Here is an 11,775-nt window from a genome sequence, read left to right on the forward strand (position 1 = left end):
CCGTCAGCCCTGGCAGTTGAGCCGATAGCGCTGGTAGTTGCTGGATTTGTCCTGCGGCGGTAGCGCGTAGGGGGCGGAGCACTGCTTGCCGCTCCACTTGATGGTCAGCGTGGCCTGCTCTTCTTCGACCATAGCCAGAGCCCGTCCGCTCGGGTCCGAGATGGCGAGCTGCTTGCCACTGGCATCCTCCAGCGAGGCGCCGAACGGAATAGGCTCGCCCAGGCTGTCGAACAGCTGGAACTGGACGCGGCGACCCTTTTTCCCTTCGTACCGGGCCCGGACTATAGCTCCGCGGCGTGGTACCACCTGCTGCGTGGCGTTTTCGATTTCGATACCGCCGCCAAGGTTGCGAGTGTCCAGAGTGATCCAGTTGACCCGGTAGGGTTGGGCGTTGGGCATTACCGCATAGCCGTTGTAACCGGTTTTCACACCGCTGTAGTTGCTGAGGCCAACGCCTGGGATATCGGGGACTTCCACCAGGGCGAACGTCTCGCCCACTGGCTGGCCCAGGTTGATCCCGCCGGCATGGGCGACAACGGAGCCGGCCAGGGTGAGGCTCTCTGCCGTATAGCCGCTGCCTTTGCTGTAACCCAGGGTTATGTCCGCCATCGACGTGCGGCTGTTCAGGCTGGCCGATGCTGAGCTGCCACTGCCGCTGTTCTTGCTGCCCTGCACCGAGTAGGAAGTATCGTTGTCATCGGACAGGTAGCCGTTAACCCCTACCTGGGTGCTGTCGCTGTGCTTCTGGCTGGTGGTCGAGACATAGGCACGTGGCGCGCGTGGTCTCGACCCCAGCGGGAAGGAGACGGACAGGTTGAACTGGGTGTCGTCGTTCGACTGGCCGGAGGAGCCGATGTTTCGCGTCTGGCTCACGCTGAAGCTGTAGCTGACGTCGCGCCAGCCATTGGAGTAGCCGGCGGAATAGCTGCGCGATCCTCCACGATTCCAGTAGCGCTCGTCGCTGGCGTTGATGTAGAGGTTGCCATACTGGCGCTGGCCCAGGGTCTGGTTGACGGTCAGGTCGGTACGGATTTTCGAGCGGCCACTGGTAGCCGGCATGCCGCTGCTGAGCTCCTGGACATGATCGGAGAGCGTCCGGTAGCCCTCGGTGGAATAGCGGTAGGCCGCCAGGGTGAAGCTGGTATCGGTTCCGGTGAAGGTTTTGGCGTACAGCGCCCGCAAGCTGTTACCACGCGCGGAAAGTCCGCGCACCTTGCTGGCTGAGTGGGTCAGGTCGACTGACACAGCGCCAAGCGACGTGTTGCGGCCGGCACCGACCGAAACGGCGTTGAAATCCTGGGTCGCCTGGGCGCCGACAATGCTGGTGAGGTTGCTGCTCACGCCATAGGCTGCAGTACCGCTGACAAACCCAGGCGTCTGCTGGTCATCACTGTTGCTGTTGAACTCACCGGCTGAAACGCTGTACTTCAATTGACCTTCGCGGACCATGGTCGGCAGGCTGGAGAAGGCCTGCCGGCTCACTCGGCGGCGGCCATCAGCCTCGATGATGGTGACTTCCAGGTCGCCATTGGAGCCGGTGGGGTAGATGTCGCTGATCTCGAACGGACCCGGTGAAACGGTCGTGGAGTAGAGGATGTAATCGTTCTGGCGGATTTCCACCGTTGCGTTGGTTTCCGCCACGCCGCGAATGACCGGCGCGTATCCGCGCTCGCTGTCTGCGCGCATGGCTTCGTCGGACGCCAGCTTGATGCCGCGATAGCGCACGCTGTCGAACAGGTCGGCATCGGAGTAGATCTCGCCCAGGGTGAACTGCCCCTTGAGGCGGGTGACATCGTGCTGCAGATAGGTGCGGTTGCTCTTGAAGGTACTCGGCCGGCCAGTACCGGTCCGATAGTTGGATTCGTTGCGCAGGCGCCAGGAACCGAGGTTGATGCCACTTCGCAGGCCCATGTTGTTGGCAGTCTGCCGGCCGTAGTCATCCCGGCTCCGGTTGGCATTGAACTGGTAGTTGACGAAAGCCGCGTTGACGCCGTTGTCCCAGAGCGCCGGATCAACGTAGCCACGACGGCCCCGAAGCATGGCGACCTGGGGGATGCTGGCGTTCAGGCGCAGGCGGGTCGAGTCGAAACGCAGTACGGCCTGGTCGATCAGCGTCGCCAGATCAAGACAGGTATCGTCCGCCTCGGGGCTGAGCCTGCCTTGCTCTATCAGCTTGGCCATGTCGATGCCCAACAACTGCAGCAGGTCGAAGTTCAGGCAGGGCTCGACGACACTGGTTTGCGGGTTGCGCAGGAAGTCGATGTCCCGGCGGCCGACCAGTATTCCATTGGTGTAAAGGTCAACCCGATAGTTGCCGGGCAGGACGCTGTTAGCCTGCAGAAGGTTCTGCAGATCGACTGCGGAAGGCGCGCCTTTCAGAAAGGTGGTGTTGAACGATTCGATCTGTGGATCTTCCACCGGCAGCGGTTCGGGATGCTCGGCGCCGAATACCATCGAGGGAAGAGCCAGGGCAATGGCTAGCGCGAGTCTGCTGGGGCGTATCATCGGCGGGGGCTGCCGGTTGGCTGCCGCCAACTTCGCGTTCTGCTCCGATGGGTGACTGGGCCAATTGCTCATTTCTCAATGCCTGCGAAAAGCCTGGTTCACCCCCGGTGAATGAGCGGTGCCAGGCAGGAGCCTGTGACGCCCGCCAGAGGTGAACCAGAGGATTAGGGAAGGGGCCGTTACGACGCCCGGTCGGAGCGTTTTGCCGAGGTGCCCGCGGAGCTGCCGGTCGAGAGCCGTGCGGAGTAAGGCACCTGTGCGCCGTAGTCATTGATGCTGGAGAACGACAGCTCGACGGAGCCCGCGGAGATCGGACGCGGGATGCCGAACGTCTTCTCGTCGCCAGGTGCGACCATCACGGATTCGACGGCCACTTCGCTTCCCAGCTTCACGTCGCTCATGGACACGTGATAGTTGCCGGGGTTGCGCACTTTGAGCTCTGTCTTGCCGGCCTTGGACACCAACTGCCACTGCAGTTGCTCGGGGGCCTTGCTGGCTTCACCGTTCAGGCCCGCCGGGCGGAAGAACACCTTGATCCGCTGGCGTACCGCCAGTTGCAGCGTGTTCTCGGCAGCCGTGGCCTGGGGGATTTCCTGGACGTTCAGCCACACCACCGACTCCCTGTCGCCGGGCATGCCGCTACCCTCGAACAGGACGCGAAGTAACTGCTGCTCGTTCGCCGGGACGCGTGCCAGGGGTGGGGTCACGGCAAAAGGTGGGGGGGCGTCCGTGTCATTTGCGCTATCGATCCATGACTGGACCAGGACATCTTGGCCGCCATTTCGGACGGTGACGCTGGCCTCTTTGTCGGCGCTGTTGAGAATGATGCGGGTGGAGCTGAGGGATATTCCCGCGAAAGTTTGGGACGCCAGCACCAGGCTCAGTGCGCCCAGGCAGGCAGAGATCGTACGACGGAGCATAGGTTTTACCACCAGGTACCAGGGAGGTGGCGAGGCCGGGTGGCCTCGCCCATCTTCAGGGACGCAGTACCGGCTTATTCGTACTGCAGGGTGAACGGCAGGGTCGCGTCACCTTTACCCGCAGTGGCGGACTTCGGGTCAGCGGTGGTGACGTAGGCGGCCGAGAAGGTGAGGGTGGCGTCGGCACCGTTCAGCTCGCTCTCGATCTTGGCGGTAGCCGGGGCGCTCAGGTCGACGATCTGGCCATTGCTGTCCATGATGGCGATGCCGACGTTCTTGGCGGACTCGGTGCCGGGGTTCAGGGCCAGGACCTTTTTACCGGCAACGACGCCGGAGCCGGACTTGGCGTCGAACAGCATGGCAACCTTGGTGCCTTCGTTGCAGTTGATCTTCAGGTTGAAGTCAGCGGCTGCCAGGCGGCCACCGGTTGGTGCGGTGTCGCTGCCCATGTCCTTGATGGAGACGGTGCCCATAGGTACGGAAACGGATTTGTCCTTGCCGGCGGCGCCTTCGACCGAGCAGGCGTCGTTGTTGATCATGCCGGTGAAGTTGATCTGGCCATGACCAGCATCGGTGGCGGCGAAGGCGGAGCCGCTGGCGGCGATGACGGACGTGGCGAGGAACGCGAGGGAGAGCTTTTTCATTCTTTACTCCAAGATAAATTGATCACGAAAAGTGCTGCATCGAAATGCCGGGCCACGATAATCCCTGTTGAGTTTTGGGTATGTCGGATGGGGTTCTTGGCTCTGTAAGGAATTTACGACGACGTCGGTAGCTCGTTTCTCGCCGATTTCTCAAGGCCACTTTCGGCGGGGCTGGAAAACGTCGTGAAACTTGTCAGCGGCCCTGTTGCATGGCTTTCGCGAGTCTCTTGGTGCTTTGTGGCGAAGCGTGCAAAGAAAGGAAGTCAGGCGAGGCGTCGGTTTCAGACCCGGGTGCAGCCCGACGTTCAGGAGCTTGTGTGCCTGCCCGGGTTGGAATGGATTCTGCGCGAGGGCGTAGTCGATCCGTATCTCGGATCACCTGATGGAAGACCCGACATTTCGTGATTAAACACCCTCTGTTCTGCGATAGAACGTGCGGTGGGGCGCTGCCTCCACCGGGGCCTGACAAGGTCCGGTGGGGGCCTGGTGCATTCAGTTGAACGTGACTACCACCACCTTGCCGCGGATCGTCGAGCTGGAGGTGCTGGCGACTTCAAAGGTGCTGATGGAGGACGTGTCAGCCACTCCTGCGCACAGCCCGCTCGCGGCGGGGACTGCTCCGGCGCCGTTTGGGCTGATGCCGTTGGCGCGACCCGCATGCCGGTGCCAGGTGGCTGTGGAATACTCACATGGCCCCCTCTCAATGCTTCCTACGAAGTGAATGACTCCATGAGTCGTCTTACCGTCGCTTGCGTGAGAAACCGCTGAAATTACGGTCAGCAGCAGCGCTACGGAGATAAGGATTTTCTTCATGGCATTACCCTCTGTCTGACGTAGGGTCAGTAAAGATCAGACGGCTCTGACGTACTAGATCTTGAGGTTTCCGATTTTTCTGTAGGAATTCGCGGTCCGTCTGAAGTCGCTTCGCATCCTTCGGAGATTTCCTATAAGGAGTGTGTGTTTATCCTCAATTCGTCTGGAATGGGAAATTTCACACAACCAATCTCTCTGAGTATCTGGAGATCATTGAAGGTTTTTCTTGGTTGACGGTGTGTCAGGAAGGGCGCTGGCTCGCAGCGATCAGGAATGGCCGGCAAAAAAAGCCCCCGTCAGGGCCGACATCCCGACGAGGGCGAGGGTGGTCCTTGGGGACCTCAGTGTGATCGTTCGGACCAGGCCTTGAGCAGGCTCGAGGCCAGTCCGTAAAACGTCAGGAGAATAGCGAAGCCCAGGCATACGGACATGGCTGTTCCTCCGGCTCCAGGAGGACGACCGAGGTCGCCTCGCGGAGCTCTCTGGATGAATTACTCGTTGACCTGGCGCAGCTTGGTGGCCGGGGTATCGCCCAGGTTGTTGAGCATGCGTTCGCTGTACCAGTCGAGGAAGTTGATCACGCCGAACTCGTAGGTCTTGGAGTACGGGCCGGGCTGGTAGGCCGTGGAGTTGATGCCGCGCTGGTTCTCTTCGGCCAGGCGGCGGTCCTGGTCGTTGGTGGCATCCCAGACTTCACGCAGGCGCTGCACGTCGTAGTCCACACCTTCTACCGCGTCCTTGTGTACCAGCCATTTGGTGGTGACAACGGTTTCCTGGGCACTGATGGGCCACACGGTGAACACGATCATGTGATCGCCCATGCAGTGGTTCCAGGAATGCGGCAGGTGGAGGATGCGCATGGAGCCCAGGTCCGGGTTCTTGATGCGGCCCATGAGTTTCTTGCTGCCCTGTTTGCCGTCCATGGTCATGGAAACGGTGCCGTCGAGCAGGGGCATGCGCACGATACGGTTGCGCAGGCCGAAGCTGGCGTGGGCGTAGGGGATCTTCTCCTCGTCCCAGGCCTTGGTGCAGGCGGCGACCTGGTCCTTGAAGGCCTGGCTGGCGCGCGGGTCGGTGACGTCGTCCCATTCCAGCAGGGTCTTCAACAGCTCCGGGTGCGAACCGTTGCAGTGGTAGCACTCGCGGTTGTTCTCGAGCACCAGCTTCCAGTTGGCCGCTTCCTTCAAGGTGGTCTGCACGGCCACCTTGGTGTTCTCCATGTCGTACGGCTCCATGTAGTGAGCCAGGGTGGCGAGGAAATCGTCGATGGCCGGCGGGTTCTCGGCCAGGGAGATGAAGATATAGCCGCCGGCGGTCTTCACGTTCACCGGTTTCAGGCCGTATTCCTTCATGTCGAAGTCGGCGCCCATCTCGGTGCCGGCGAACAGCAGGCGACCGTCAATCTCGTAGGTCCACTGGTGGTAGGGGCAGACCAGCTTGGCGACCTTGCCCTTTTCACTGACGCAAAGGCGCGAGCCACGGTGGCGGCAGACGTTGTGGAAGGCATGAACCTGGCCCTCGGCGCCACGAATGACGATGATCGGGTTGTCGCCGATCTGCAGGGTCAGGTAGTTGCCCTTGGCGGGGATTTCGCAGGTCATGCCGGCGATCAGCCACTCCTTGTGGAAGATCTCCTGCATGTCGATCTGGAACAGGCGTTCATCGTTGTAGAACGGCTGCGGCAGGGAGAAGCTGTGATCGCGTTCGCGGAGCATTTCGGCCGTGGCCTTGCGTGCGGGTTCAAGCGGATCGCCCAGGCTCAGGGTGGAAGTGACGTCCATCGGTAACTCCTCAATGGCAGGTCGCGCCGGCGACCGCCGCAAATAAGTGGCTGGTTCGGTTGTCACGCAAGGCGGCGTGACCTGCCCTCGTTTCTCGCCTGCCGATTGGCTGCCCTGCTGCGGGTGCGAGGGTGGTTCGCTCGGAAGCCTTATGGTTCGGCTGGGAATGAGTGTGCTGGCGCTGGGAGGTACGACCTTGTCTACGGGCGACATGGGAACATCCGTTTCCGACGCGCAAGCCCCGGTGGTTGCTGGCAGGTCGCGATGAGCATGTGAATGTCGCGGACAGGTAAATGGGCCGTTTTTGCGTTATTCACAATCCGCCACATTAGGCCGATATCCGGCCACGCGCGGAGCAGCGTCCATGACCAACAACTTCCTTAATCCGATCACGACCCAGACCTGGACCAACGGCCGGCACATGGTTCGCTGCGTCAAGGCGATCCAGGAAACCTGGGATGTACGCACCTTCTGCTTCATGGCCGACCAACCGATGGTGTTCTTCTTCAAGCCGGGGCAATTCGTGACCCTGGAGCTGGAGATCGACGGCCAGCCGATCATGCGCTCCTACACCATCTCCAGCTCGCCGTCGGTGCCCTACAGCTTCTCCCTGACCATCAAGCGCGTGCCCGGCGGCAAGGTCTCCAACTGGCTGCACGACAACCTTAAAGAAGGCGACGTGATTCCAGTGCACGGCCCGGTCGGCCTGTTCAATGCCATCGACTTCCCGGCGGAAAAGGTGCTGTTCCTCTCCGGTGGTGTCGGCATCACCCCGGTGATGTCCATGGCGCGCTGGTTCTTCGACACCAATGGCGCGGTGGACATGATCTTCGTCCATAGCGCGCGGACGCCGAAGGACATCATCTATCACCGCGAACTGCGCCACATGGCTTCGCGCATCGAGAACTTCAAGCTGCACCTGATCTGCGAGAAGTACGAAATCGGCGAAACCTGGTCCGGTTATCGCGGCTACCTGAGCCGCGCGATGCTCGACCTCATCGCTGGCGACTTCATGGAGCGCGAGATCTTCTGCTGTGGCCCGACGCCTTACATGGCGGCGATCAAGCGCCTGCTGGAAGCTGCCGGCTTCGACATGAAGCGCTATCACGAAGAAGCCTTCGGCCCGACGCCGCCAGAAATTCGCGCGGAAGTTAATGAACATGCTGCCGAGGCGGCCGAAGCCGCTGCCGAAGTGCCGGCGGGCGACATGAACCTGGTGGAGTTCACCAGCACCGGCAAGAGCATCCGCGTGGCGCCGGGCGAAACCGTGCATTCGGCTGCCGCCAAGGTCGGCCTGCACATCCCGAAGGCCTGCGGCATGGGCATCTGCGGAACCTGCAAGGTGATGAAGACTGCTGGCGAGGTGGAGATGGAACACAACGGTGGCATCACCGACGAAGACGTCGCCGAGGGTTACATCCTTTCCTGCTGCAGCGTTCCCAAGGGCGATGTGTCCATCGACTACTGATGGTTTTCTGAGCAGTTCCTGCCAGCCCGCGTCGGTCGAGGGCTGGCGCCATCTATCCACAGCTTGTGGACGCAGCGTTGCACTGCTGTTGTGTGCAACTTGCTGAATTCGCTGAAAAAACCACCAAACTTCGGCAGAAGGCGCAGCTTGCGGGCAAGCGCCAGGCACGAACAGCTTGTCCACAGCCTGGTCCACTGTTCGTGGGGGTAACCCCCGCTATGCTTGTCCGGGCCTTTTTCCGCCGGCGCGCTGCCTGCGCCGGTCCCTTGCGACCTGCCTGAGGTGCCCATGCCATGAAACTCTATTACTCCCCCGGAGCCTGTTCCCTCGCTGTGCATATCGTCCTGTGCGATATCGGCAAGCCCTTCACCCTGGAGAAGGTCGACCTGGCTACACACAAGACGGCGGACAACTGGGACTACTACCGCAGCAATCCCAAGGGTTATGTGCCACTGCTGGAGCTGGACAACGGCCAGACGCTGACCGAAGGGCCGGTGATCTGCCAGTACCTGTGCGACGAGGCCGGGCGCACCGACCTGATGCCGCAACATGGCGACTTGCTGCGCTATCGCGTCATGGAGTGGCAGGCGTTCATCAACAGCGAAGTGCACAAGACACTGGGTGCCCTGTTCAACTCGGCACTGGATGAAAAGGCCAAGGCCACCTACGCCGGCATGGCTCACCGGCGCCTGCTGTGGATTTCGCAACAGCTGCATGGTCGCCAGTTCCTCACCGGCGATGCCTTCACTGCGGCGGATGCTTATCTCTTCACGGTGACCAACTGGACCGGTTTCGTGAACATGGATATCTCCGACTGCCCCGATCTCCAGGCCTTCCAGGGGCGCGTAGCAGCACTCCCGGCCGTGCAGGCGGCGTTGAAGGCGGAGGGGTTGGTCTGAGTGAGTAGCAAACCGGCTGTGGGAGCGATTTCAATCGTGAAAGGTTCACGACGAACTTTCGGTCCGCTTCCGCGAATGAATTCGCTCCTACAGAAGACAACACCGCAGTTGCACCCGCTTCAATCCTCCTCCTGCACCGCCTTGTAGCTCCCGGCAAGTTTCTGCTGCACGTCCTGCGGCGCGGCGCTGTAGTGGCTGAGGATCATGCTGAAGGCGCCATGGCCCTGAGTGATTGCCTTGAGGCGACCGGCGTAGCCGTCCAGCTCTGCCAGGGGAACCTGGCCGAATACCAGCGCGAGGCCCTGGGACAGCGACTCTGTACCGGTGACCTGGCCGCGACGGCCGATGAGGTCCGTCGTGATATCCCCAAGATTGGCTTCCGGCGCGGTTACTTCTACCGCCACCACTGGTTCGAGCACCACTTCGGAGGCGGCGCGCAGGGCATCGAGCATGGCCTTGCGTCCGGCAGCCTGGAAAGCGATGTCCTTCGAGTCCACCGGGTGGTGCTTGCCGTCATAGACAGTGACCTTGAGGTCCTCTACCGGAAGGCCCGCCAGCGGCCCGCAGGCGAGTACCGAGCGCACGCCCTTCTCCACCGAGAGTATGAACTGCGACGGAATCACGCCGCCCTTCACCTCATCGGTGAAGGCGAACCCGCTGCCGCGCGGCAATGGCTCGATGCGCAGGAACACCTCGCCGAACTGGCCGGCGCCGCCGGTCTGCTTCTTGTGTCGGCTGTGCCCCTCGGCGGGGCGGGTAATGGCTTCGCGATAAGGGACCTTGGGCGGACGGGTTTCCACTTCCAGCTTGTAGGTGCCGGTGATGCGATCCAGCAGGTAGCGCAAGTGCAGCTCGCCCATGCCGCGCAACACGGTCTCCTGGGTGGAAGCCTGGTAGTCCAGCTTCACGCACGGGTCCTCTGCCTGCAGCCGGCTTAGCACCTCGGCGATGCGCTGTTCATCGCCGCGGCGTTTGGCCTCGATTGCGAGGCCTTGCATGGGCGCTGGGAAATCCAGGGGCTTGAGATGAATCTGGTCCTCGTCGTGGGAGTCGTGCAGGACCGAATCGAATTCCACTTCGTCCACCTTGGTCAGGGCACCGAAATCACCGGGGACCAGTCGGGTCACTTCCTCATGGCGCTTGCCTTGCAGGCGCAGAAGATGACCGAGCTTGAAAGGCTTGCGCCCATCGCCGACGAACAACTGCATGTCGCGCATCAGGGTGCCCTGGTGTACACGGAAAATGCCCAGCTTGCCCACGAAGGGGTCGATCACCACCTTGAAGACGTGGGCCAGTACGTGTTGCTGTGGGTCAGGCCGGGAACGGAAGGTTATGGCATCCGCTCCCTCGCCCTTGAGAAAGAGCGGGGGGTTGCCCTCAGTTGGGTTGGGAGCCAGGCGCGCAAGGATATCCAACAACTCGGCCACTCCCGCACCGGTGCGTGCAGAGGTGAAGCACAGGGGAATCAGGTGCCCTTCGCGCAGTGCCCGCTCGAAGGGTTCGTGCAGTTCCGCCGGAGCGATCTCGCCCTGCTCCAGGTAGCGCGCCATCAGTTCCTCGTCTACTTCCACGACCTGGTCGACCAGGGCCTGGTGCGCTTCGGCCACCGAGGAAAAGTCGGCATCGCCGGCCGGCTCGAAGAAGCAATCCACCACGCGGCTCGCATTGTCTGCTGGCAGGTTCAGCGGCAGCACCTCCTTACCGAAGACTTCCCGCAGGTTGGCCAGCAAGGCGGGGAGATCGACCCGCTCGGCGTCGATCTTGTTCACCACCAGCATCCGGCACAGCCCGCGTTCGGCGGCCATAGCCATCATGCGGCGCGTGGTCAGCTCGATGCCGCTCTGAGCATTGACCACCACCAGTGCGGTTTCCACCGCCGCCAGGGCGGCAATGGACTGGCCGATGAAGTCCGGGTAGCCGGGCGTGTCGATCAGATTGAGTTCGGCACCCGCGTGGCTGCAGTGCGCCAGGGCCGAGGCGAGGGAGTGGCGGTACTCACGCTCCAGTGGATCGAAGTCACAAACCGTGTCGCCGCGCTCCAGACTGCCGGCGCTGGCAATCGCGCCGCTGCTCTGCAGCAGGGCTTCGGTCAGGCTGGTCTTGCCGCTGTCGCCATGGCCGACCAGGGCGACCGTTCGAATGGATTCCACCGAGTAGTTCGCCATGAGTACCTCCGCACACTGGGTGTTTCCAGTATAGGCAGGCGCCCCATGCCTGCCCCGGATGTCCGGCGCTTTCCGCAACCTGTTGATATTGCTTGAAAAATGTACGAATCACTGCAGGCCGCGCCATTCCTGGTCCCGGCAAGTGTCTGTACAGCTTGTCCACAGAAGGCTCCACCGGCTTTGTGAGTAAGAGCAGGGTTTTCCACCGTTCAAGGTGCGATCAGGGGCGTTCGGAAGCAAAAAAGTTCGACTGATCGGTAATTGATCGACAGGCTGTACAGCCCGCGAATGCTGGCTTTGGGTGACTTGCAAAGAGTTTTTCCACAGGGTTCTTCACGACTTTTGTGTGAAAGTTTTCGGCGAGCGGGATCTATTTTGTGTGAAAAAGGCTGAAGGCCAGAAAAGACGGGGCTTTAGCTATACAGCGGCATCAACAGATTTTCCACAGTCTTATCCACATGATCTGGGGGTAATCGGCCCGCTGATGTTGCTTGGTCAAAAGATGAACAATTCGGTGTATCGCAGGCGAGACTAGGGCTTCAGGAAGTTTTCCACAGTTTGTGTACCTTTCGCTGCACAG

General features: G+C 61.4%; 8 protein-coding genes. 2 read left to right on the plus strand and 6 right to left on the minus strand.

All coding sequences use genetic code 11. The annotated features are described in order from the left end of the window. Positions 1-3: 3 nt before the first annotated feature. The 5 genes from SA496_RS28005 to gbcA form a co-directional block, all read right to left on the minus strand. A complete protein-coding gene (locus tag SA496_RS28005) occupies positions 4-2,454 on the minus strand; it encodes a fimbria/pilus outer membrane usher protein (protein ID WP_330115670.1) in 2,451 nt (816 codons plus the stop codon). Positions 2,455-2,684: 230 nt separating this feature from the next. Beyond that, on the minus strand, positions 2,685-3,425 hold the full coding sequence (locus SA496_RS28010) for a fimbrial biogenesis chaperone (protein ID WP_330114795.1): 741 nt from the start codon (positions 3,423-3,425) through the stop codon (positions 2,685-2,687). 74 nt (positions 3,426-3,499) lie between these two features. After that, positions 3,500-4,069: a fimbrial protein gene (locus tag SA496_RS28015; RefSeq protein ID WP_120653465.1), complete on the minus strand. Its 570-nt coding sequence runs from the start codon at positions 4,067-4,069 to the stop codon at positions 3,500-3,502. Positions 4,070-4,561: 492 nt separating this feature from the next. Further along, a complete protein-coding gene (locus tag SA496_RS28020; RefSeq protein WP_120653464.1) occupies positions 4,562-4,882 on the minus strand; it encodes a hypothetical protein in 321 nt (106 codons plus the stop codon). A gap of 491 nt (positions 4,883-5,373) precedes the next feature. Next, on the minus strand, positions 5,374-6,663 hold the full coding sequence (gene gbcA / locus SA496_RS28025) for a glycine-betaine demethylase subunit GbcA (RefSeq protein ID WP_120653463.1): 1,290 nt from the start codon (positions 6,661-6,663) through the stop codon (positions 5,374-5,376). Between the two features lie 364 nt (positions 6,664-7,027). Here gbcA and gbcB point away from each other — a divergent pair, with 364 nt between their 5' ends. Then, on the plus strand, positions 7,028-8,131 hold the full coding sequence (gbcB, locus tag SA496_RS28030) for a glycine-betaine demethylase subunit GbcB (protein WP_153917539.1): 1,104 nt from the start codon (positions 7,028-7,030) through the stop codon (positions 8,129-8,131). A gap of 293 nt (positions 8,132-8,424) precedes the next feature. Further along, positions 8,425-9,030 carry a glutathione transferase GstA gene (gene gstA / locus SA496_RS28035; protein ID WP_120653461.1) on the plus strand — a complete coding sequence of 202 codons (606 nt, stop codon included), beginning with the start codon at positions 8,425-8,427 and terminating at the stop codon, positions 9,028-9,030. 119 nt (positions 9,031-9,149) lie between these two features. On the opposite strand, the gene fusA is transcribed toward gstA, so the two are convergent. After that, positions 9,150-11,195: an elongation factor G gene (gene fusA / locus SA496_RS28040; protein ID WP_330114796.1), complete on the minus strand. Its 2,046-nt coding sequence runs from the start codon at positions 11,193-11,195 to the stop codon at positions 9,150-9,152. Positions 11,196-11,775: the final 580 nt, after the last annotated feature.

The organism is Pseudomonas sp. JS3066 (assembly GCF_036328175.1).
GTDB lineage: Bacteria > Pseudomonadota > Gammaproteobacteria > Pseudomonadales > Pseudomonadaceae > Metapseudomonas.

Coding starts and splice junctions, on each gene's coding strand:
- SA496_RS28005 (WP_330115670.1), bottom strand. CDS start 2,454: ATGGTATTCGGCGCCGAGCATCCCGAACCGCTGCCGGTGGAAGATCCA.
- fusA (WP_330114796.1), bottom strand. CDS start 11,195: ATGGCGAACTACTCGGTGGAATCCATTCGAACGGTCGCCCTGGTCGGC.
- gstA (WP_120653461.1), top strand. CDS start 8,425: ATGAAACTCTATTACTCCCCCGGAGCCTGTTCCCTCGCTGTGCATATC.
- SA496_RS28015 (WP_120653465.1), bottom strand. CDS start 4,069: ATGAAAAAGCTCTCCCTCGCGTTCCTCGCCACGTCCGTCATCGCCGCC.
- SA496_RS28010 (WP_330114795.1), bottom strand. CDS start 3,425: ATGCTCCGTCGTACGATCTCTGCCTGCCTGGGCGCACTGAGCCTGGTG.
- gbcB (WP_153917539.1), top strand. CDS start 7,028: ATGACCAACAACTTCCTTAATCCGATCACGACCCAGACCTGGACCAAC.
- gbcA (WP_120653463.1), bottom strand. CDS start 6,663: ATGGACGTCACTTCCACCCTGAGCCTGGGCGATCCGCTTGAACCCGCA.
- SA496_RS28020 (WP_120653464.1), bottom strand. CDS start 4,882: ATGAAGAAAATCCTTATCTCCGTAGCGCTGCTGCTGACCGTAATTTCA.